This window comes from Nostoc sp. LEGE 12447, from assembly GCF_015206985.1.
In the GTDB taxonomy this organism is placed as follows: Bacteria; Cyanobacteriota; Cyanobacteriia; order Cyanobacteriales; family Nostocaceae; genus Nostoc.
Genome location: NZ_JADEXT010000003.1, coordinates 266396 through 290264, shown reverse-complemented (window position 1 = coordinate 290264; position 23869 = coordinate 266396). Strand labels below are relative to the sequence as shown.

The 23869-nt window shown below is 42.9% G+C and carries 16 protein-coding genes; 10 read left to right on the top strand and 6 right to left on the bottom strand.

The genetic code is table 11. The features are described from left to right. Positions 1 to 74: 74 nt before the first annotated feature. Positions 75 to 2246, bottom strand: a complete 2172-nt coding sequence (locus IQ274_RS05870; RefSeq protein WP_194141681.1) for an NAD(P)/FAD-dependent oxidoreductase — start codon at positions 2244 to 2246, stop codon at positions 75 to 77. Between the two features lie 160 nt (positions 2247 to 2406). Here IQ274_RS05870 and IQ274_RS05865 point away from each other — a divergent pair, with 160 nt between their 5' ends. From IQ274_RS05865 to IQ274_RS05860, 3 genes are all read left to right on the top strand, one after another. Continuing rightward, positions 2407 to 2640 carry a hypothetical protein gene (locus IQ274_RS05865; protein WP_114081902.1) on the top strand — a complete coding sequence of 78 codons (234 nt, stop codon included), beginning with the start codon at positions 2407 to 2409 and terminating at the stop codon, positions 2638 to 2640. Positions 2641 to 2691: 51 nt separating this feature from the next. Beyond that, complete coding sequence (locus IQ274_RS37250) at positions 2692 to 2814, top strand: hypothetical protein (RefSeq protein WP_265578517.1); 123 nt, start codon at positions 2692 to 2694, stop codon at positions 2812 to 2814. A 663-nt stretch (positions 2815 to 3477) separates the two neighbouring features. Continuing rightward, a complete protein-coding gene (locus tag IQ274_RS05860) occupies positions 3478 to 4812 on the top strand; it encodes a hypothetical protein (protein ID WP_190934298.1) in 1335 nt (444 codons plus the stop codon). A gap of 117 nt (positions 4813 to 4929) precedes the next feature. Here IQ274_RS05860 and IQ274_RS05855 read toward each other — a convergent pair whose 3' ends face one another. Together IQ274_RS05855 and argS are read right to left on the bottom strand one after the other, a co-directional pair. Beyond that, a complete protein-coding gene (locus IQ274_RS05855) occupies positions 4930 to 5487 on the bottom strand; it encodes an exonuclease (RefSeq protein ID WP_163938254.1) in 558 nt (185 codons plus the stop codon). Positions 5488 to 5790: 303 nt separating this feature from the next. Next, positions 5791 to 7545, bottom strand: a complete 1755-nt coding sequence (gene argS, locus IQ274_RS05850; protein ID WP_194141680.1) for an arginine--tRNA ligase — start codon at positions 7543 to 7545, stop codon at positions 5791 to 5793. 237 nt (positions 7546 to 7782) lie between these two features. Here argS and IQ274_RS05845 point away from each other — a divergent pair, with 237 nt between their 5' ends. Together IQ274_RS05845 and IQ274_RS05840 are read left to right on the top strand one after the other, a co-directional pair. Then, positions 7783 to 7974, top strand: coding sequence for a type II toxin-antitoxin system HicA family toxin (locus IQ274_RS05845; RefSeq protein WP_163938248.1), 192 nt, complete (start codon positions 7783 to 7785; stop codon positions 7972 to 7974). Beyond that, on the top strand, positions 7974 to 8198 hold the full coding sequence (locus IQ274_RS05840) for a type II toxin-antitoxin system HicB family antitoxin (protein WP_163938245.1): 225 nt from the start codon (positions 7974 to 7976) through the stop codon (positions 8196 to 8198). Before IQ274_RS05845 ends, IQ274_RS05840 begins: the two co-directional genes overlap by 1 nt. A 134-nt stretch (positions 8199 to 8332) precedes the next feature. On the opposite strand, the gene murD is transcribed toward IQ274_RS05840, so the two are convergent. Together murD and glyS are read right to left on the bottom strand one after the other, a co-directional pair. Beyond that, positions 8333 to 9808, bottom strand: coding sequence for a UDP-N-acetylmuramoyl-L-alanine--D-glutamate ligase (murD, locus tag IQ274_RS05835; RefSeq protein ID WP_194141679.1), 1476 nt, complete (start codon positions 9806 to 9808; stop codon positions 8333 to 8335). 84 nt (positions 9809 to 9892) lie between these two features. Continuing rightward, the gene (gene glyS / locus IQ274_RS05830; RefSeq protein WP_194141678.1) at positions 9893 to 12046 is read right to left on the bottom strand and encodes a glycine--tRNA ligase subunit beta; all 2154 of its coding nucleotides are present in this window, start codon (positions 12044 to 12046) and stop codon (positions 9893 to 9895) included. A gap of 301 nt (positions 12047 to 12347) precedes the next feature. Here glyS and IQ274_RS05825 point away from each other — a divergent pair, with 301 nt between their 5' ends. From IQ274_RS05825 to IQ274_RS05805, 5 genes are all read left to right on the top strand, one after another. Then, entirely contained in the window at positions 12348 to 12938 is a 591-nt protein-coding gene (locus tag IQ274_RS05825) for a PEP-CTERM sorting domain-containing protein (protein WP_194141677.1), read from the top strand. Between the two features lie 959 nt (positions 12939 to 13897). Then, positions 13898 to 15187, top strand: coding sequence for a glycosyltransferase family 4 protein (locus IQ274_RS05820; protein WP_194141676.1), 1290 nt, complete (start codon positions 13898 to 13900; stop codon positions 15185 to 15187). A gap of 1071 nt (positions 15188 to 16258) precedes the next feature. Then, positions 16259 to 17887, top strand: a complete 1629-nt coding sequence (locus IQ274_RS05815) for an efflux RND transporter periplasmic adaptor subunit (protein WP_194141675.1) — start codon at positions 16259 to 16261, stop codon at positions 17885 to 17887. A 139-nt stretch (positions 17888 to 18026) separates the two neighbouring features. After that, complete coding sequence (locus IQ274_RS05810) at positions 18027 to 21218, top strand: efflux RND transporter permease subunit (RefSeq protein ID WP_194141674.1); 3192 nt, start codon at positions 18027 to 18029, stop codon at positions 21216 to 21218. A 100-nt stretch (positions 21219 to 21318) separates the two neighbouring features. Next, positions 21319 to 21783, top strand: coding sequence for an RpiB/LacA/LacB family sugar-phosphate isomerase (locus IQ274_RS05805; RefSeq protein ID WP_163929899.1), 465 nt, complete (start codon positions 21319 to 21321; stop codon positions 21781 to 21783). On the opposite strand, the gene IQ274_RS05800 is transcribed toward IQ274_RS05805, so the two are convergent. Further along, positions 21766 to 23784 carry a heavy metal translocating P-type ATPase gene (locus tag IQ274_RS05800; protein ID WP_194141673.1) on the bottom strand — a complete coding sequence of 673 codons (2019 nt, stop codon included), beginning with the start codon at positions 23782 to 23784 and terminating at the stop codon, positions 21766 to 21768. The two genes, IQ274_RS05805 and IQ274_RS05800, sit on opposite strands and share 18 nt — an antisense overlap. Positions 23785 to 23869: the final 85 nt, after the last annotated feature.

Genomic DNA, 23869 nt, shown 5'->3' with positions numbered 1-23869 from the left:
CAGGCTTTACAACTACGCGGTAGTTGAGCGCAGTCGAAACTCACTACAAGTGACCAATGACCAATGACCAATGACTAATTGAGAATCCTTGCTTCTGATTTCGGAATTACGGCTTCTGGGTTTGCCTTTGCTACTTGAGAGCGCGATCGCGGTTTGCCTGTGGCGATCGCATAATTAATCGCCAATAGCCACAGCCACAAGCCAGGATTTCGGGGTTCTAGCCAAAAACCTACCCGGTTTAAGAAGCGCCCAAACCAGGGGCTTAGTAAAGCGCTAACGAGAGCATGACGACCGAAATTGAAATAACTACCAAGCCATCGCATTAAATCTCTAGGCCCGGCCAGTTCCCAAATCCATAAAAGTAAGGCAGGATTTTTCCTAGCTGCTTTGAGTGCTAGGCGGTTAAAGGTTAACCAATCACACCTATCTTTGATGAAGTTATCTGCTACTTCTTGGGGTTCATCTGCTAACAGTCCAAAGAAGGTGTTGAGCATGGAGTTAATGCGCTGGGGTGGTAAGAATTTCCCAGTGGGTACCATCATGCCTTTGGAAAATAGCCAAGTCACGGAAACGTTGCTTTGGTAAGCCCGAATTTGGTTCAAGTGGCGGAAACTCAATAAGTCGTGTTTGAGAGCAGTATCCAACAGTGTTGTTAAGCGCTCTAAGTTGCGAACTAGCGAACCAAAACCGGTGAAGACGAGTGGAGACTGGAGTGATGCGGCATCGCCGATCGCAATCAATCTATCGAAGGCAACTGTGCGATCGCTACTTCCTACACTAAAATGCCCCGGTATATACCCAAATGTCGGCTTCTTCCACACCAATTTGTCCATATCGCACCTGCGATACTCTGGCAAAATTGTGAAAAAGTCCTCGTACATCTCTAGCAAGGAACCAGGATTTTCAGCATTGACCTCATGGTAATGAAATAAATAAATGGTCAATTCGTCATCTGCTGCGGGAAACAGTTCCCAAATTAACTGCCTTCCCCGCGAAATATCCCCATGACTATAAAGAACGTCTCCATATTGCGAATCCCATACTCCCGGCTCAAATCCGCTCTCAATTGCCGCACCTACTGTTGGGCATACGCTATCAAAGGCACGACCACCATTTAACTGCCAAGCGATGGGTGATGCAGTTCCCATTGCATCTATTAGCAGTCTTCCACTTACTTGTTTTTCAACCTGACTAGGTAAGTGCTTGACTTGCAACAGAACTTGTGATATATCAATATCTGCACGCATAAATTCTGTTTCATCCCAGATTTCGCCGCCTGCCGCTTGCAGCTTTTGCCCACACATTTGGAGCCATTTTTCGGAATCTAAGCCTAAATTTAGGACTGTGGGTGTGTGCAGAACGGGCGATCGCAGTTTGGATGGATTGTTCGCATCAAAAAACTTATTGAAACCATCTTTGTATTCCCTAGCAATGATGGTTTCTAACTCAGCGGGGGTGACTAGACCCAGGTTAACCAAGCTTTGAATCTCATCGCGAGAAATATTCCATTCTCGGTTCATCCGGCCAAAGGGCATTCGTTCCACCAGCAGGACTTTATATCCTAGTTTTGCCATCAATGCTGCATGAATCACGCCTAATGCGCCGCCGATATAAATCAGGTCGTAAGTAGGGGATGAGGAGGATGATGAAGATATTATTTTTCCATCTCTCCCTGCTCCCCTGCTCCCCTGCTCCCCTGCTCCCCTGCTCCCCTGTCCCCTGTCCCCTTGATTGGAAAACACAACTTGACGCGGACTCTGCGGATTTCGTACTCCTTCGCGCCATCGTTGTTCCCACCAGTAGGCACGTGTTAGATCGTATTCACCGTTGGGCATTTTCTGAAAATACTTGACGGTGAGGGGGTAAGCAGAGGCTAAAGCGGCAAAAATCGATTTTTGGGATAAATCAATCGCTGGTGGTTCTGGATAATGATGTGGAAAACGGCTTCTGATTTCTTTGGTTAGGCGTTGCAGAATTTGTCCCTCACTGGGAAAGGGTTGTTCTGCCCAACGAAACACTTTCAGATAGGTAGTTCGCTGCACTGACCAGACAAATACCGAAAGTTCTACAGGCAAGTTTTCGGAAAGAGCCGCCCCAGCAGGTGTCTTCGCACTGGGTATTTTGAGGCGAAAGCCTTCCGAAGTAAGCACTTTTTCTCCATTTCCAGGTTCAAAATCTGTTTGTAGCCAGCTACGCACAGTTTCTATATCTGGAGTTGGAACTTCTAAATAAAGGATTTCTCTCATCGTTTCCTGACATCTCCGATCAATCTACTCACTAAGACAGATTTTATGAAGGCACAAAATAAGGTAAACTCCGCGCAACTAGTTTCGTAAAGATTCAGTAAAGAAATTTTAAGAATTTGTTGAATTTATTGTTCATTTTGTATTTCTGTAAACCCACGCTATGAATTATCCCATTCCAGACAGTCCCCAAGAAATTGTTGCCCTGCGACAACAGCCAATTGATGAAGAACTCGTTGCAGCTGCGATCGCTGGAGTCATTAAAATTGTCCGCGCTCAGGGTCAATCTTTGGAAGAATTAACCGCTCAGTTGCTAGCAGATGATCCAATGCTGGATCAGCAACAACGTCGCTGGTTGAGCCAATTAGTTGCCCAATCTTGGGAAAAGTTCTCCTAAAACCTTGCATAATATAAAGAAAATTTTTGGCCCAGCATTAGATATTTAGGTTTGCAACTAAATATTGAGAATATTGGCGTTGGCTTTGCCCGCCGTAGGCATCGCATTTTAGGTATAGGAGTAACAATAATTGTCAGTATGGAATTGGCAATTGACTTGCTATTTTGGCATTGATGGCGCAGAAGCCACTAAATTAACCATATCAGCGTTTTACGTTGCTAATGAATTTTACAACGTTCTGAAAGCGAAAGACCTCTGCTTTACAGCCTAGGTCTCTTTTTGGGTTCATCCTTATGCTTTTGATCGCCGCCTCGACACCTTAGCGGAATAAATCTTTTTGGCACATAACTTAATTAGCGATCGCTAACTAAGTAAGTGGGAATAAATATAACTATATTACAAAAGCTAAATATATTTGAAACCCTGAGCAAGGAAGAACGAAAACGGAAAAGCGACAACCTTAAATAGTTAACTTTATTTGTGTCGGCTATCTCCTAATTATTTTGAAAATGGCTATTTATCAACATTCTTTATTTAAAAAATAATCATCAGGATATGAACATAAAGTTAGGACATAAAATATTTAGCGTTATTAATTTTTCTCTCTTCAAAAATATTTATCCGAAAACCAGATTCAACAAAAGCATAGCAATTACTTACGTCGTAGACCTTATATAGAAAGCTTTAGCCGCTTGTTTCTTATGCAATCACTGTGAGATAACCCGTATTTTATCAAACTTAATATTCCATAAATATTCTTTAATTACGATCGCAAAAAGTATTTTTATTGAAATCATCTATAAAGGTATAATCACAAAATAAAATCATGAATTAACTATGACAAAAATACAGGATCAAACTCTAGATGCACGTAGCCGTATCGTTGAATCAGCTAATCGTTTAGGGGTTCAACTCAATGAGCAAGAATTAGAACGTTGGATGAATTCCATCACCGAGGCCACAGGCGACAGTGATATTGTCGTAGACAAAGACACAGGTGCTTTTGGGCACAAAGTCACCATGTTGGATTTTGATCCGCAAGAGTTGGCACGGTTTCGCGCCATTGGCAAAATCGTCGAATTTGAGGACATTCCTGGTATTGTAGAAACCGCGTTGGCGATCTCTGGTTCTGCGGCTCAATCTAAAATTCAGACTTATCCTGGTGACTGTGACTACTTCGAGCGGGTGAATATCATTGCACCTACTCGTAGCGAAGCCTCCGAGATTCTGGGCAAACTGGTTCGGGATAAGGCACTTAACACCTTGTCTGGCCCAAATTATCAGTTAATTGATGTGAACTTTGGTGCCTATCCCCAACAAGTGGTTCGGGGAGAAAACACCAGACGTGCTGGTTCGCCAATTAACTGGCAACCCGATGAGGTGATTGCCGGTCAGATTGAGGTAAACGACCTAGAGGGCAATCCTCTAGTGCTGACCTGGGATGCCGTAGCCCAAGACCCTAACTGGTCTTGGTGTAAGCTGGAATGGGTTGTTGCTGACACAATACGCAGTCAATTGTCCAATGCCAGCAACGTGGTAGATGTTACCTGGGAAGCACCAGATGGAACTATCACAGCACTAGACGGCTATCTGGACGGCTATTTTCAAGAAGTTTACCTAGATGCTGAATCCGCTCCCATCTTTTCCAAACTGGTGAAGCAAGCCTCCGCCGATGTCATGGATGATTATGTGGCGGTATTGGAAAAGGAAGTCAAAAAATATGTCAAACAAGGTAAACACCTCAACTACGGCAAAGCAGCCAAGCGGATGTACAACATCTTTCGGCTGAATGGGCGTTACGAGGAAGCAGCGTTTCTGCGTGAATTGTTCGACGAACCTACGGCACTGCTTTACCAAGTCCACGCATTAATGGGAACTGTGCAACAAGCTAGGGACAATAGTGCTGTGTTTGATCTCGATAGCGTTCTCAATCAGGCAGATGAACTGATTGTGGCAGCCGTCAAGGTTTTGGAGGGGGAAGAGGAGTTAGAAATCGTGCGTCATTTGCTGCGCTTATATCGTAGTTTGTGCCGCCAAGAATCTGGCACTCCCCTTGGTTCCGAAGTAGAAGTAGCCCAGGCGGAAGTGATGAAAATAGTCAACAATTTCTTCTATGAGAAGATGACGGCGTTACCCACCATTAAGGCTTATATCGAAGGTACTCAGGTATAGGGCAAGATCCTCGGTTTCTCAAAGGAGTAAGGGATTTCCGATAACAATGAATCAGGCTTCGTCGTTATCGGAAATCTGTTACAAAATCTTATAAGTGCGATCGCATAGCTATCTTACTTAACGCTGTAGATTCGCTTGCAAAAGATTACAGAATAACTTCCCTTGCTGAATGGCATCATCCAAGGCAATGTGAGCCAATGGAAGATTTTCTAACCATGCAGCAGGTAGATTATCCTTGCCAGATTCACTGTAGCTTTGTTTCAAGAATGCCATCGCATAGGAACGGATATCCAATGCCGAAAATTTAAAGGGGCTATCGCCCACAAAGTTGATCAGGTACCAGTAGACAAACATAAAGTCATAGGCGGCTGGATAACCAACAAAGATCGGTTTACCTGGTAAAGCCACAAGCCAGGCGTGGTAAGACTCCATGACCTTTAGAGGGGGCTGGGGGTCGGCTCGACTAGCTGCCCAAGCATCTGGCTGTTCTGCCCACCATTTCATAGTTTTGGGGTGTCCTTGGGCCCCTGGCAAGGTTTCTAAATTAGCTGTAAAAGTCCCAACCAATTGTTTGTCTGCGGTATACGCAGCTGAGGCAAGACTAAGCATGGAATGGGGCCCAGGGATAGGGCCATCCGCTTCTATATCAGTGCTGACGTAGATTTCGATTGTCACCTTTTATCCTGCCTGTCTTTTATCAGTATGTTTCAGCGTTGATGACCATTGCCTGATTTTAGCAATACACGGGTTTTCGTCGTTATCGGAAATCTATGACAAAATCTCACCGATGCAACCAAGTACAGCACTTCTGATTAACAAACCGCCTTCTCTGCGAAAGGCTTCTACTTTCAGAGACGCTAACGCGTAGCTTGTCGTAGAGAAGAGACAAACGACACAAAGAAAAAATCAGCGTAACTCTTACTCTGCGGGAAGGCGTTCGCGTAGCGTCTCGTAGAGAAACGCCTATGCGTTAAAAAATTACATTCTCTCCAACACCTGAATTCCCAACAAAGATAATCCCAACTTCAGAGTTCTAGCAGTCAAATCACACAGAACCAACCGAGATGTTCGCTGCGGTTCCTCGGCTTGTAGTATGGGACAGCGATCGTAAAATTGGTTAAACTTCTGACTCAGTTCAAACAAATACTCACATAAACGATTAGGCAGTAAGTCTTGCTCTACACTACTAATAACTTCATCCAGTTGAAGTAAATATTTTGCTAGCGCTAATTCTGTTTCATGCTGCAACAAAACGGCATTATTTCCCAACTCTTTAAAGTTAATATCACCCTTGCGGCTAATCCCATGAATCCGCGCATAAACATACAGCATGTAGGGCGCAGTATTACCTTTGAGATCCAGCATTTTGTCGTAGCTGAAGATGTAGTTACTGGTGCGATTTTGGCTTAAATCTGCATACTTAACTGCACTAATTCCAACTACCCTAGCAACTTCATTAATAAATTCTTCAGTTTCTTGACGTTCTTCTTTTTGTAATCTGCTTTTTAGGTCAGCATGGGCATGAGAAACAGCTTCATCTAATAAATCTCGTAACCGCACAGTATCCCCAGAACGAGTTTTGAATTTCTTCCCATCTTCTCCTAATACCAACCCAAAGGGAACATGGACTAATTCCACATCATCGGGAATCCAGCCGGCTTTGCGTGCTACCTGGAAGAATTGGGCAAAGTGGTTTCCTTGTCCAGCATCAGTTACATAAATTATCCGCTTTGCTTCATCCTGCTGAATCCGGTAACGGAGGGATGCTAAATCAGTTGTGGCGTAGTTATAACCGCCATCTGATTTTTGCACAATCAAGGGTAAAGGTTCACCTTCTCTATTTGTAAATCCCTCCAGAAAAACACATTTTGCGCCCTGGTTTTCTACCAGTAAGCCAGATTTATCTAAATCTTTTACAACTTCTGATAGTAAGGGGTTGTAGAAAGATTCGCCCCGTTCAGTTAACTTGATATCCAGCAATTCATAAATTACTTGAAACTCTCGCCGTGACTGTTCGCACAACAGTTTCCAAGCATGAAGTGTATCTTCTGCACCTGCTTGTAATCTGACAACTTCTTGGCGTGCTGTTTCTTGAAAAGCTGTATCTGTATCAAAGCGTTGTTTAGCTTTGCGGTAAAAAGAAACTAAATCACCAATATCTAAAGCATTAGCGGTGGTAAGCGCGTCTGGGTAAACTTCCCGCAGATAGGCAATTAACATGCCAAACTGCGTACCCCAGTCACCCACATGATTTAACCGTAAAACATCGTGTCCTTGAAATTCTAAAATCCGGGCGATGGAATCACCAATAATGGTAGAACGCAGGTGTCCAACGTGCATTTCTTTGGCAATATTCGGACTGGAAAAATCCACAATTTCCCGCTTCGGCGTTTTGGCTGATGGAACTCCCAGTCTGGGATCAGCTTGAATCGCGTTTAGTTGTGCTTCCAGGTATGCCGTTTTCAGTTTCAGATTGATAAATCCTGGCCCAGCAATTTCTGGTGGTTCGCAGATTTCGGATACATCTAGTTTCTCAACGATCGCACCTGCGATCGCTCTTGGTTGCTTTCCTAACTTTTTACTCAGGGATAAAGCCACATTCGCCTGATAATCACCAAATTTAGGATTACTGGCAGAAACCAAAATTGGATCTACTCCCGCGAAGTCAGCGCCAAAAGCCTCGACTAAAGCCTGTTCAAGCTGAACTTTTAGTTTTTCTTGTGTAGCGTTCATATATAAATTTTATCTGGGAGAGAGAGAATGTAGCTCTGGAAAAGCTTGATTATTAACTTTAGCATTTCATTTTGAGCCACTCGATTCATGAGAAATGTTTTTGTCCATCTACTTACCAATGCCAAAACCCACGACAAAATGACGGACAGAAATTACGACACAATGTCGTTTACTTTTCTTTCTCAATAAGACACTCTATCTGTAATATAAATTTCACCTATACAGATAAGCGTTAGCATGAAAGTACGCGAAGTTATCAAACGACTAGAAGCTGATGGTTGGTATCTTGCTAGAACTAAAGGTAGTCATCGACAGTTCAAACATCCAGATAAGCCCAGTACTGTAACAGTGTCTGGTAAACCAAATGTGGATGTGCCAATTGGTACTCTTAAAAATATCTGGAGACAAGCTCAATTAGAGGAAGACTAATGCGTTATACAGTTGTGATTGAAAAGGGAGAAACTAGCTATGGCGCTTATGTCCCTGATTTACCCGGTTGTGTAGCTGTGGGTGAAACTTTAGAAGAAGTCAAGCAGATGATTGCAGAAGCGATTGAATTTCATATAGAAGGAATGCTAGAAGATGGTTTACCTATTCCTAAACCTACAAGCATCGCTCATGAGGTTGAAGTTGCAAATTATAGCAAAACATAATTATAGAAAACCACTAAATTAGCTCTAAACAATCCTTATAGAATATTTTAAGTCTCTTTGATAATGCGATCGCACCGCACTTTTAGATTACATAATTGATTCACTGTGTAACTGTAAGCCACACAGTGAATCAATTATAGGGAAGACGAAAGAATCGAGTTGTATTGAAGCCTTACTCCTCCCGCCCAAGCAAGGCACAACTGACGGAAATCATCGCCCCGCACCTCAAAATTGGGGTATTGGTCGAAACTCGCGCAAGCTGGAGATAGTAACACCACAGGCGCTTCATACTCCTTGGCTAATTCCGCCGCTCTGGGGATTGCCCTTTCCATAGTTTCGACAATGTGGTAAGAATAATACCCCACTTCTTGAAGGCGTTGGGCAAATGCGGGTGCAGCAGAGCCAATCAATAATACAGCAGCAGCTTTGGTTTGGATTTGTGCTAGCCAGCCAGTATCATCACCTGCTTTAGCTTCTCCACCAGCAATTAAAATCGCTGGACTTTTCACTGATGCTAAACCAACTTCGGCCGCATCGTAGTTGGTGGCTTTGCTATCGTTGATAAAATCAATACCTTCCCAAGTGCAGATATGCTCCAAGCGATGAGGAACGCCAGGGAATTCCTGAATTGCACGTGCGATCGCATCACGATTAATTCCCGCTAATCGTGCCGTTGCTACTGCCATCAAGAGATTTTGCTGGTTATGTTCTCCCACCATCCGCAAAGTAGATACTTTCACAATCGGTTCTGGTACAGAGGTTGCAGTCAATTTTTCCACAACCCAGTCGTCCTCAATGTAAAAGCCTTTTTCGCTAATCAGGAAATCTTTTCCTCTCACACTTGTCCAATAAGCATTAGGCCAAGCACTTAAACCTTGTTGGCTCAAGTAGGCATCATCACCATTGAACACTTGTAATTCGGACTGGTGCAACAGCTTTGCTTTGATGTTGTAATAGTTCTCTAAAGTCTTATGGCGACTAAGATGATCCGGTGTGAAAGTCGTCCAAACACCGATCCGGGGTGCAAGAGAACTGGAAGATTCTATTTGATAACTGCTAACCTCCGCAATCACCCAATCAATATGATTTTGGATTGGAGTTTCTCTACCTCTTTCCTTATCCCTCTGTCCCCTATCCTCTGTCCCCTGTCCCCTATCAGATAGGGCAACTTCACAAGCGGCGTAGCCAATATTACCGCAGGCGGGCGCGTCTAATTCTGCTGCTTGAAAAATGGCAGCAATTAAAGCTGTGGTAGTAGTTTTACCGTTAGTACCTGTAATTCCTACCCAAGGTAGCGATCGCAAATTTCGCCAAGCGAGTTCCATTTCCCCAATGGTTTCAATACCTAATTGGCGTGCCTTAATTAATACGGGAATATCCCAAGGCACGCCAGGACTCACAACTATTAATTGGGGTAAGTTATCACCATTCAATTCTAGGGATTGGCCTAGTTTAACGGTTATTTGCTCGGCAGCGAGTTCTTGTTGTTGTTCTAGGAGGGTTTTGGAGGTGTTGCCATCACTCAGCTCTACCTCCCAACCTTCCCGTTTCAACAATCTCGCCGCAGCAACACCGGACTTTCCCAATCCAATAACATGAGCTTTGGACATAGATTGCAGCAGAGTGTCCCTGGTTAAGCACTCCCTATAGTAGCGTCTATTGGCAAAAATTACACAACTTTTTGTTGACTTACGCTACAGATTTTTGACGATCGCACCAAAGTCAGCTAGAACACGGGCATGATTGCGAACTAATCCCAGTAAGTGTAGTCGATTACGCTTAATTTCTGGATCGGAGTCCATAACTAAAACGCTATCTGGCCCATCAAAGAAGCTACTAACTGTCGGAGCAATTTTTCCTAGTGCTGCTACTAACAGTTGATAATTTCGTGTCTGCTGTGCTGTTTGAGTTTGCGGTACTGATTCGATCAAAGCATTATACAAAGCTGTTTCAGAGGGCTTTTGGAATAATTCTGGACGAACTACGGTTGTCGGTTCTAGCTGTTTTGTATCCAAATCACCTTGGGCGGCTAATCGTGTGGAACGGTTAACGGTTTCGTAGATGTTATCTAGGGTACTGTCGTTACGGATTTGTTGTAAGTACAAGGCGCGATCGCGGACATCCAATAAATCCTTTAACGTCCGTTCTGTGTATTCTGGGTCATTTTCTCCCAAAACTGCATTTACTAAATCGTAATCAATCTGCTTTTCTTCTTGCAATAAGGTGCGGATACGTTGTAAGAAAAACTCTTGTAATGCTGTGGTTAATGATGCCCGATCTTTTTGATATTTCGCGGCAAAATCTGTTGCTATTTGTGCCAATAAACTATCTAAATTTATCGGCAAATTGTAAAACCAAGTAATTTTAACTACAGCATTTGCAGCCCGACGCAAAGCGAAGGGATCGGAGGAACCAGAGGGAATTAAACCTAAACCAAAGATACTTACCAAGGTATCTAATCTATCAGCCAAACCGACAATTTGACCTGTGAGTGTTTCGGGTAAATTGTCACCGGCTCCCGTTGGCAAATAATGTTGATAAATTGCCTTTGCGACTTCGGCATCTTCACCACTAGCTAAGGCATATTTTTCTCCCATAATGCCTTGCAATTCCGGGAATTCATAAACCATTTGAGTTACCAAATCTGCTTTACACAATAAAGCAGCACGTTGGATTTTTTGGCTTTGATTTTCAGCTAATTTTAATTGGGTGGTAATTTGCTCGGCAATCTTGACTACTCTATCTATCTTGGTACGCACCGAACCCAATTCTTCTTGGAAGGTGACTTTTTCTAACTGGGGTAAAAAGCTTTCTAAAGGCTTAGTTAAATCAGCTTCGTAGAAAAATCTGCCATCAGCTAATCTGGCACGAATTACCCTTTCATTTCCGACGGCAACAATATCTGATTTTTTGGGATCGCCGTTAGAAATGGTGATGAAATTGGGCAATAATTCTTGCTCAGAACTACCTGGTTTGAATACAGGGAAATAACGCTGATGAGTTACCATAACTTCCGTAATTACTTCAGTTGGTAATTCCAAAAATTCTGGTTCAAATTTACCAACAACTGTAGAAGGATATTCTACAAGGTTGGTTACTTCTGCTAACAAATCGGGGTAAATGACTGTATACCCGCTTAAACTCTCTGCTACTGCCTTTACTTGCTCTTTGATTAGGTTTTCCCGTTCTTCGGGGTCAACGGTGACATAAGCAGACTTGAGGGCGGTAACGTAATCAGTCGCTTGGGCAATTGTCACAGGTTCAGGATGTAAGACGCGATGACCTTGAGAAATGCGATCGCTCTGAATCGTTTTAGAACCATTCACCAATTCCAACGGTAGCACCGTCTCATCTAACAAAGCTACCAGCCAGCGAATTGGTCGAGAAAACCTCCCATCCCCATCTCCCCAACGCATTAACCGCTTACCTTCTAAACCCCAAATCCACTCTTGAACAAGTTCTGTCAAAATTTCCGCCACAGGACGGCCAGGAATTCTTTTTTGCACAAAGACAAATTCCCCTTTGTCAGTGGGGCGAAGGAAGAGTGCATCTAGTTCCACACCTTGCTTTTTGGCAAAGCCTAATGCTGCTGCTGTTGGCTGACCATCTTTAAAGGCAGCTTGGGCGGGAGGCCCTTTAATTTCTTCTTCTCGGTCTGCTTGCTGGAATGGTAGACCTTTAATCAATACCGCTAAACGCCGGGGAGTACCGTACACTTGGACACTTTCACCCTGAAGGCTGTTTGCTTCCAAACTTTGGGGAATGCGTTCTCGCCACTGTATTAAGGCATCACTGAGAAAGCTTGCAGGTAATTCTTCTGTACCAACTTCTAATAGAAACGCAGGCATAGGTCACTGTTTTCAACTTTGCGTAGCTCAACTTTATCAGTTATTCTCAGGCGATCGCTCGTGATTTTTAGGTAATAACCCTTGCTACATACATCAAAATAGATAAATTTGAGCTTAGGTTTGTTAAATAGACTTGATATCTTCTCGAAAACTTTAAAAAATAAGTGTTTTTCTTCATCTGGTTGTTATATTTACCTCAACCTCCCATGTAGTATTTACTTATATTTATTTCTATCGTAAAGTTAGTGTTGTTTGATGCACTGATATTTGCATCATGCAAATAAATCTTGGAGATATAACAGTGAGAAACATTTTTGCCAAAATCGCTGCTACCACAGCAACCAGTGCTGTACTTAGTGCTGCGATCGCTGCTGGTGCTAACAACCCTGCTCAAGCTATTGATTTTAACTTTAACTGGCTAGGAGATGCTGGTTATTCCGCAGTCGGTTCATTCAGCTACGACGAGACTACAGCACCGACAATTATTTCAGAAAGTGGCAGTGGAGCCACCAACTTTTTACAATCCTTGAATGTCTCTTTCTTAGACCCATCTAATAATCCTCTGGGAACTTATAACACCGTTACTTCTGGGGTATCACAATCTGATTTCTTCAGTTTCAACTTTGATACTGCCACCCAGAAATTGTTTGGTCCCTTGAATATAGGAGGAGGGACGGGTGTCATTGGAGAATACTTCTTTCAGGGAACGGTTGGCGAATCTTTGGCATTACGTCAAGATGTCAATCAACAGGGAGCCTCAATAACACTAGATGAAAATTCTGGTTCTATTCAGGTATCCAAAGTTCCTGAACCTGCTTCTCTGCTGGGTTTCCTGGCATTTGGGGTCTTGGGTTTAGGCTCAACTCTGAAGAAAAAGCAAGCCTCTTGCTAGAAAGTAAGGCTTTCTAGTTAGAGGTTGCCAAGTTTAGTTTAATGAATCTCTATTTTAGCTTCAATAGTTCAGTGAACTGGTGAGTTTATAAGAAGGGGAAGGGGGACTGGGGTTGGGGGAAAGGTAAAAACCTCGCCCGCAAGTGGCGCGATAATCATCATCCCTTTCCCCTTTAACCTTTTCCCTTTCCCCTTTTCCCTTTTATCATCCAGCCTTATCGGTTGGCGATCGCTCGAATACTTATGAAGACAAGTATTCGAGCGATTATAATCAGAAGTATTTTCGCTAAAATCGTCTTGACTATAGCAATCAGTGCAACTTTTTAGTATTGCGTCAGTGTAGCCCGCTACAGGTATCTCTAGTGTTGCTAACAACCCGAATAAAGCTGTTGATGTCAATTGCGATACATTGAAGTTTTTTCCAGTTACAGTTTTAAATATGAAGCTACTAAACACACTAATGTTAAAAAGTTAGTGCCTTTGAGCCACTAAAAAAACTGGACTCTCACCCATTAATGCAATATTATTTACTTGGTTAAAAATACTTCATGTGCCAGTTCACAAGGCGGAATGCAGGTTATATGCATGATATTAAGTCTCATGCTACAATCCCCTCAGTGTAAATTTAACAACTCTATTCACTTTTAAATAACTGAACAACTAATCACATATATAGGAAGGAATTTAAATAAGTGAACAATTAAAATTTATTAGTTAACACGCGTAACTTTTAAATATACGATTGGGAAACTTTATCCAACCCGAAAAACTGATAATTGTTCGCTAATAACTGTTAAAATCCACCTAGAAAATTTTTCAGCAGTGCTTATCACAATTTTGATTTTTCAAAATCATAATTTAATCAAAAACTAAATTAAATAATAAAATTTGCAGCTTCTATTGAAGTTAGCAATAAATTCGCTTATCTCCGGGTGTATTTACCAAATTTATAAATAGCTCATGCATATTCTGATATATTCCTACAACTATCATCCAGAGCCGATTGGAATTGCTCCCTTAATGACTGAATTGGCAGAAGGACTAGTAAATCGAGGTCATGAAGTGCGGGTGATTACTGGAATGCCCAACTATCCTGAGCGCGAAATTTACGATGGTTATCGGGGTCAATGGTACGTTACTGAACAAAAAAATGGTGTCACCATTCAGCGAAGCTACATCAGAATTAAGTCTAAACCTAACCTTTTAGATCGTCTGTTGCTGGAGTTAAGCTTTATTTTCACAAGCTTACCTCAAGCCTTTAGAGGTGAACGTCCAGATGTAATGATTTTAACAGTACCGCCTTTGTTAGGTATCTTACCAGCAACAATATTTGGTTGGCTATATAACTGCCCAATAGTTCTAAATGTGCAAGATATTTTACCAGAAGCTGCTGTGCGTATCGGGCTTTTGAAAAACAAGTGGATGATTCGAACTCTTGCAGCTTTAGAGAAATTTGCCTATCGGACTGCACACACTATTAGTGTTATCGCCGATGGATTTCGTGAGAATTTAGTGAATAAGGGAGTACCTGTTAATAAAATCGTTTGTATTCCTAATTGGGTGAATGTAAATTTCATCCACCCTTTACCGAAAAAGAACAACTCTTGGATATCTAGCCATCAACTGGATGGGAGATTTATAGTTCTTTATTCGGGCAACATAGCTCTAACTCAAGGTTTAGAAACAGTAATAGAAGCAGCAGTTTGCTTACGTCATATTAGAGAAATTATCTTTGTCATTGTCGGCGAATCAACAGCATTGCAAAGGTTGCAAGAATATTGTCTATTACATGGAGCAGATAATGTTTTGCTGCTACCATTGCAGCCGAGAGAAAAATTACCTGAAATGCTAGCAGCAGCTGATGTCGGGCTGATTGTGCAAAAGCACAACGTAATTTCGTTCAATATGCCTTCAAAAATACCACTACTCTTAGCAAGTGGTCGCCCAATTGTGGGTTCAGTTCCTGCAACTGGAACTGCTGCTAGAGCGATCAAACTCAGTGGTGGTGGGATAATTGTTGAGCCAGAATCGCCTGATGCAATGGCCGCTGCGGTGCATGATTTATATGCTAATCCTACTCTCTGTACGAAGCTAGGTAACGCGGGAAGACAGTTTGCCGAAGAAAACTATTCTTTGGAGCAAGCACTCGATCGGTATGAGTGGCTCTTTTATCATATTCTTGCTAACCGAAAATCAACTGTGGGTATCTTGCCGAAATTGGATTCTAAGGAATCAGTTGTGGATGCTTGAAGGGCATTGAGCATGACTCACTCACATATACAGAACCCTGATTAGGATAAATTAAATCACCCGAATGGGTGAGTTAAAAATCATCCGATTGGATGACCTAAGTGTAGGAAGATAAGACTGCTCAAAAATAGGATTCTAGAGAACACTGTATTGATTGCACTTTGTTCTTGGTGAGGATAACTCAATGAAACTTGCAACCTTGATGAATAGAGCTGAATTAATCAACGTAGGCGTAGCCCGCCGTTGGCGTACTCCTACTCAGAAGCAAGCTACGCACAGCGTGTCGCAGAGAAGCCTCTCATAGAGAATGCATCGCTCCATACATTGCACCGTACATTTTTCTTCCCTAAGATCAGTATTCAATACGACTCAAGAGGGATAAACTCATCTTTAAACTTATACAAATCTAGTTTCCTATGTGGTTATAATGCAAGCAAGCGCTTGCAAACGCTTATGGAAGAATCCCCAAGCGTTATGTCTGATTTTATACAAAGCAAACAAATCGTTAATCGCTGCGCGAAGAGCTAGGTGGTTATGTACTTGCAAAAAAGTCAAGATAAGGGTGCAGTATCTTCAGATATAGATTTAAAAGCATCTGTAGATAGTTCCACGGGTATATTGTTTCACGGTATTCTGCGTTTTTAGCGATATCTCTACCACACTAGATTACAAGTATGAATACTACATCGAAACTTGTTTAAATTTATTTGTACACGGTATCACGCAGTTTGCCATTGCAGGAGGCAGAAGATTGTATTGATTCCCTTGGAACAACATAAACCGTGTTTTCTCTATGACGGAAAGTGATGGTTTTATACTGACCAAAAAAGTTTTATAAATTACACTTTAAAAAAATGATGGGAGTTAAGTAATGTACAAAATCACCATAATGTGATGAAGCATATTTGTTTGTTTTAGGTACTAGACATCGTGAGCGATCGCCCAAATACCCAAATACATATTTGTTAGTTATCAACATCAAAACAAAGGGCTAAAAAAACTATTCAGATAATGCTTTTTTAGTCAAGAGTAGATTGCCCAAGTCTAAATCCACAAGACGAGAAACCGAAGATGTCCCATTCTGAGTTCCCTGATTCTCCGCTTCCAGTTGAAATAGAACAGCCTGCTGTTACTGATTCTAGTCAAGAGCCACAACCACTGCCAGAGCGATCGCCTAAACCACCTCAAAAGCGTCGTTGGCCTCTAATTTTGGGAATTATCCTCTTAATTGGAGGCATTGGTTTTGGTTGGCGCTGGTGGCAAACTAGTAGTGCTAGTAATCCACCAGCAGGTGGGCCAGCTGCTGGTCAACCGATGGCAATTCCAGTCAAGCTAGCGACTGTGCAACCTGAAACTGTGCAAGAAAGTTCGGAGTTTATTGGCTCCTTAGAGGCTCCACGTTCGGTAATCATCAAGCCACAGGTTGAAGGACGAGTTACCCAGATTTTCATCCAAGAGGGCAACCGTGTTCAACAGGGGCAAGTTATTATTAGCCTAGAAAGTGATAGTGTCCAAGCGCAATTATTACAAGCAAAAGCTGGACTAGCACAAGCTCAAGCACGTCTTGCTGAACTCAAAGCAGGTACGCGACAAGAAGAAGTTGCCCAAGCTAGAGCGCAGTTAACCCAAGCCCAAGCTCGCTTGCGAGATGCCCAATCGGGGTCGCAACCACAAGAAATTGCTCAGGCTGAGGCTCAAATTCAGTCAGCTAAATCGGATGTAGAACTAGCACAGTCACGAGCCAAGCGATACGCACAATTGAGAAAAGAGGGCGCAGTTTCTGAAGATACCTTAGAAGGATATGTCAAAGAACAGCAAAGTGCTGAAGCTGCCTTGGTTGTAGCCCGGAAACGCCTAGACCAACTCCGCCAAAGCAGAAAATCTAGTATTAATGAGCTATCTGGAGCCTTGGAACAACAGAAACAAAACTTAAGGCAACTAGAAAATGGTTCCCGCCCAGAAGAAATTGCCCAAGCGCGATCGCAAGTAACTCAAGCAGTGGCCCAAGTCCAAGCAGCCCAAGTTCAACTACAATACACAAAAGTTCTGGCACCTTTTACTGGTACTGTTGGCGATATTCCCACAAAGGTGGGAGATTATGTAGAAAAAGCAGATCAACTCACTACACTTACTAGAAACGACTCTTTAGAACTAAATATTTCCGTTCCCCTAGAAGAAGCCAAAAAGCTGCGCTTGGGATTACCAGTACAAATGCTGAACGCTCAAGGCGAACCCGCAGCAAGGGGTAAAATAAGCTTCATTTCTCCAGATGCTAGTTCAGATTCGCAGACAATTTTGGTGAAAGCTAACTTTGGTAATTCTAGAAATCAACTGGTAAATCGCCAGTCAGTGCAAACCAAAGTGATCTGGAACCAACGTCCGGGAATTTTAATTCCAGTTACAGCAGTATCTCGCCTGGGTGGGGAGACATTTGTATTTGTAGCTGAAGCGCCAACAGAGAAGAACGCTGAAGCGTCAGCAGAAAAAAAAGCTGAAGCACCAGCAGAAAAGAAAGCTGGAGCGCCATCTTTAGTTGCTCAACAAAAACCTGTGAAATTGGGAGTTATTGAGGGGAATAATTATCAAGTTATCGAAGGACTAAAAGCTGGAGACAAAATTGTTGTTTCCGGTATTCTCAACCTAACTAATGGCGCTCCCATCACTCCCGCACCGCAAGAAGTTGGTAGTCAGAAGCCATAGGGAGGGGGCAAGGGGGCAGGGAGCAGGGGGAGCAGGGGGAGAATAACTATTAATTATTGATCAATGCCCCATTCCCCATTCCCCATTCCCCATTCCCCAATACCGAATGCCAAATACCCAAAGCCCAATTTTTTAAACTATGTTTGTTGACTTCTTTATTAAGCGGCCAATTTTTGCATCGGTCTGTGCGATCATCATCCTTTTAACAGGATTAATCAGTATTCCCTCACTACCGATCGCAAGATTCCCAGAAATTAGTCCCACCCAAATCACTGTAACTTCCAACTATAGCGGAGCTAGTGCAGAAGTCGTAGAAAGCGGAGTGACAAATATCTTAGAAAGGCAAATCAACGGGGTTGAGGGACTAAGATATCTCACTTCCAGCAGCAGTAACGATGGTACTAGTACCATTACAGCCACCTTCGATTCATCGCGTGATAAAGATATTGCAGCTGTGGATGTGCAAAATCGTGTTTCTGTTGCCCAACCACAACTACCAGACTCTGTGCAACGCACAGGAGTGCGAGTATCGAAAGAATCTAGTAACATCCTCTTAGCGATTGGTTTATTCGCTGAAAATAAAGAGTATGACAATACATTCTTAAGTAACTATGCCGACCTTTACTTAGCAGATGCTTTAAAAAGAGTCAAAGGTGTGAGCAACGCTCAAATTTTTGGTGAACGTCGCTATGCAATGCGCTTGTGGCTAGATCCGAGTCGCCTTGCTAATCGGGGACTAACGACCAAGGATGTAGCGAATGCTTTATCTGAACAAAACTTGCAAGTTGGTGCAGGGAGAATTGGACAAGAACCTGCTCCTGAAGGACAAAGGTATCAACTTGATGTGCGTGCTGCTAGCCGATTAGCAGAACCATCAGAATTTGAAGAAATTGTCCTCAAAACTGGAGATGATGGCACATTAGTCAAGCTCAAAGATGTCGGTAGAGCAGAACTGGGTGCAGAAAACTACAGTTCATTTCTACGATTTCGTGGTAAAGATGCTGTCGGTTTAGGGATTTATCAGGTTCCTGGTAGTAATGCCTTGGATGTAGCCAAGGGAGTCAAAGCCGAAATTGCGCGATTAGCTCCAAGTTTTCCCCCAGGAATGAAATATCAAGTAGCTTTTGACACGACATCGTTTGTCGAAGAGTCGATGGCAGAAGTGCTGAAGAGCCTGATTGAATCGGTGGTGCTGGTTGTAATTGTAATTTTTGTGTTTTTGCAGGACTGGCGAACTACCTTAATTCCCGCAATTACTATTCCGCTTTCCTTCATTGGGATATTTGGCTTCGTCAAAGTTTTTAACTTTTCAATTAATAGTTTGACTTTGTTTGGTCTGACTTTAGCATCAGGGATGGTGGTAGATGATGCGATCATTGTAGTAGAGCAAATCAGCCGTTTTATTCAGGATAAAGGTATAAATCCTCGCCGAGCCGCTAGTGAATCAATGGCGGAACTTTTTGGAGCAGTGATTGCAACTTCACTGGTATTGATGGCAGTATTTATACCAGTGGCGTTCTTTCCGGGAACCACAGGCGCACTTTATCGGCAATTTGCGCTGACGATCGCCTTTTCCATTGCGATTTCGACTTTTTTGGCTTTGACTCTGATACCTTCTTTGTGTGGAGTGTTGCTGCGTCAAGGACAAAGACCTTCAGGCTGGCTGGGTTGGATTTTTGGCCAGATAAATCGCTTTCTCGACTGGGTACAGCATAGTTATAAGCGATCGCTTACCTTTCTCGCACGCATTAAAGGTATCGTCATTGGGTTGTTTATCGTCTCCTTGGGAATGACTGCTTGGCTGTACATGACAGTACCAACAGCTTTTCTACCCGATGAAGACGAAGGTTACTTCATCACAATTATCCAAGGGCCGCAAGGGGTTTCGTTGCAATATACCAGCGATGTGATTGCACAGGTAGAAAAAGAAATTCTGCAAATTCCTGAAGTAGTGGGGACTTTTGCGATCGGAGGATTTGGTTTTAGCGGTAGCACAGCCAATAGTGGCATCATATTTACCACTTTAAAATCATGGGATGAGCGCTCAAAACCCGATCAATCAGTACAGGCGATTATTGGCAGCTTGCAAGGGAAGTTGATGGCAATCCCAGAAGCCAGAGTTTTCCCTGTGAACCCCCCAGCAATTCAGGGTTTAGGCAACTTTGGCGGCTTCGTCTTTCAACTGCAAGACCGCAGAGGTAACGGTGGCTTAGAAAATTTGGTGCAATCGATGGGTAAGTTGCTAGGTAAAGCTAATCAAACACCTGGATTACAAGCTGTATTTAGTACCTTTGCCGCAGATACACCACAATTGCTTGTGGAAGTAGACCGCAATAAAGCCAAATCATTGCAAGTTTCTATAGATGATGTCTTCAGTACTTTACAAACTGCTTTGGGATCGCAATATGTAAATGATTTTAATCTCCAGCAGCGCAATTATCGCGTGTATCTCCAGGCAGATCAGCAGTTTCGTTCCAATCCAAAAGATATTGGTAAACTATACGTTCGTTCTCAAAAGAATCAAATGATTCCTTTAAGTAACTTAGTCACAGTTACTTCGACGGTGGGAGCGCAAACTATCAATCACTACAATCTGTTCCGCTCAATTGAAATTAATGGTGCCGCCGCCCCTGGCTCTAGTTCTGGAGACGCAATTAAAGCAATGGAACAAGTTGCTAAAGAAGTTTTACCAGCAGGTTATGGCTATGAATGGTCAGGGACTGCATTAGAAGAAATAGATTCTGGTGGTTTAGCACCCATAATCTTTGGATTAGGATTGGTATTTGTATTTTTGGTGCTAGCTGCTCAATATGAGAACTACGTTGACCCCTTTATCATTCTGTTATCAGTTCCCTTAGCTATTTTTGGAGCGCTTGTAGCTCAATCGTTACGGGGTTTTTCTAATGATGTTTACTGTCAAATTGGTCTAGTAATGTTGATTGGTTTGGCTAGTAAGAACGCTATTTTGATTGTGGAGTTTGCTAACCAATTGCGAGAGCAAGGACTTTCGATTACTAAAGCAGTAATTGAAGCTTCACAAGAACGGTTACGCCCAATTTTGATGACTGCCTTTGCTACTCTTTTAGGAATTTTCCCATTGGCTAATTCCACAGGTGCTGGTGCAGGTAGTCGCCAATCTTTGGGAACAGCAGTTTTTGGTGGAATGTTAATTGCGACTTTCTTGAGTTTGTTTGTAGTACCGATTTTGTATATCGTGATTAAGACAACAACAGAGCGCTTTATCAAACCAAATCGGCATCAAGAACTGCAAACAGATGCAGTTTCATTGGATGGTAAAAGTGCTGCATATTTAACAAAAGGTGAGAATTAATTCGTAATTCCTAATTTGTAATTAATTTTTCCCTGTTCCCTGTCTCCTATAAACATCGTAGTATGAGGAGATGGGGAAGACTAATTTTAAGGGGGAATGCATGAAAATCGCTATTGGCAGTGATGAACGCACCAACCTTACTGATAGGGTACTTGAAGAACTTAAGCAGCGTGGGCATGAAGTTATACCCTTCGGTTCCTTAGCTGAGAATGATTTAGAAGTTGATTGGCCCCTCAGTTGTAGTAAAGTTGCTTTGGCAGTAGCAACCCAAAAAGCAGATGAGGGGATTGTCTTTTGTTGGACTGGTACTGGTGCATCTATTGCCGCCAACAAAGTTTTAGGGATACGTGCGGCATTATGCCATGATGCTGAAACTGCACGTGGGGCACGTATTTGGAATCATGCGAATGTCCTAGTATTCAGTTTACGTGCCACTACAGAAGCGATCGCAAAAGAAATATTAGATGCCTGGTTTAGCACACCCTTTTCTGAAGATGAGTGGAACATTCTGCAAATGGAGCGGATTAGACAGTTAGAGAAGAGTGCTTTATTTCAGCAATCTTAGACCACTCAGGGTAACTAATACTGTAGAGCCTTCATGCCCAATCACGCCGATGGGTAGGTTAATACTTCCTAAAAAGTTGCCCATCAAGAGCAACACAATAAAACCCAATGCTACGAATATATTCTGTTTGACTATGGATTGCGATCGCCTCCCCAAATGTATCGCCACCGCAATTTTTTCTAACTTGTCTGCCATCAGTACTATATCTGCGGTTTCCAATGCCACATCACTACCAGATATTCCCATCGCTATACCTACAGATGCTTGGGCTAAAGCTGGTGCATCATTAATTCCATCGCCCACCATTGCCACTGTTTGATATTGTTGCTGTAAAAGGCGGATAACATCAAGCTTATCTTCTGGTAGAAGTTGAGCATATACCCGATCAATTGCTACTGCTTTGGCGACACTTTGAGCAGTTTTTTCATTATCTCCAGTTAGCATGACAATTTGCTCAATTCCCAGTTGCTTCAAGCGAGAAATGGTTGCTGCTGCTTGCGATCTTACTTCATCTGCGATCGCAATTACACCCATCACCTCTGCCCCCCTGCTCCCCTGCTCCCCTGCTCCCCTGCCTACTTGTGCTACCCAAACGACAGTTTTACCTTCTTGCTCTAAAGATTGAGCCATTTCTTGCAATTCTTCAGGTAAATTTGTCACATACTGCTGTACAAAAACAGCATTGCCTACAATTATTTGTTGTTCTTGAGCAATTCCCACAATTCCCTGTCCAGGTATAGCTTGCACTTGGATTGCACCAACCAAATCCAAATCACCCTTCGGGTTCAACGGTTTCGACTCGACGGGAACCGCCTTCGCGGAGCGTCTCGCAGAGAAGACTCGAACTGTTTCACCAGCCGCTTGCACAATTGCTTTACCGATGGGATGTTCTGAATAGGATTCCACGCTAGCTGCGGCTTTTAATACATTTTCTTGACTGTATTCACTAGCTGCAATTACTTGGAATACCTGCACCTGTCCTGTTGTCAGAGTACCAGTTTTATCAAATGCGATCGCACGGACTTTGCCAATTTTCTCTAACTGCGCCCCATTCTTAAACAAAATCCCTTGTCTTGCACCATTGGCGATTCCTGAAAGCAGCGTGGGCATAATTGCAGCCATCAGCGCACAGGGAGAAGCCACCACTAAGAAGGTAAGCGCCCGATAAATTGTTGTTTCCCAGTCCCAACCCCAAAGAAACGGCGGTAAAGTTGCCAGTAATACTCCGGCTACTACAATAACTTTGGCATATCCCTTCTCGAAGCGATCGATAAACTCTTGCGAAGGTGGTGCTTCTGTCTGCGCCTGTTCTACCAAGCGAATCACACGCTGAATCAAACTGCTTTGGGCTGGTTTGTGTACCTTAATCTGCAATGCACCATAGCCGTTGAGTGTGCCGGCAAATACTTCTGCGCCCACTGTCTTCTCTACAGGTAAAGACTCGCCTGTAATTGCAGCTTGATTGAGAGTACTGTAACCAGATAAAATTATCCCATCAGTAGGAATTAGCTCTCCAGGTTTGACGACAATCTCATCACCCACTTTTAACTGACTAATAGGAATTTCTTCTTCTCTTCCCTGAAGTAAAACTCTTGCTGTATCTGGTGTCAGGCTCATCAAACTGCGGATACTGCGCTCAGTTCGCGCCATTGCATAGCCTTCTAGTGCGCCACTGATGGCGAAGATGAGTATCAAAATTGCCCCATCAATAATTAGATGATATTCTCTTCGCCATAAGCCGAGACTAGCAGCACCAATCGCCGCCACAATCATCAGCAAATCTACATCAAGTTCCTTTTCTTTGAAAAGGGTAGTTAATCCTTCCCGCGCACTTTCATAACCACCAATTACGTAAGCAGCAGGTAGCAGCAGAAATGCCAATCCCAACCAACCGAGATGCAGGGCGAACCATCCAAAGAATAGTAGCAAGCCACATAAAAGGGCTGCTACGGTATCTGTGTGTTCTCTGGTGAATTGGGTAAAACGTTGGGGGTAGAGCATGAGAGGTGAATTAATAGGGACTCTCTCAGGCTAAACCTTGACATTAATGTTAATGTCAAGGTTTATAATGATTTTGAAACGCAGA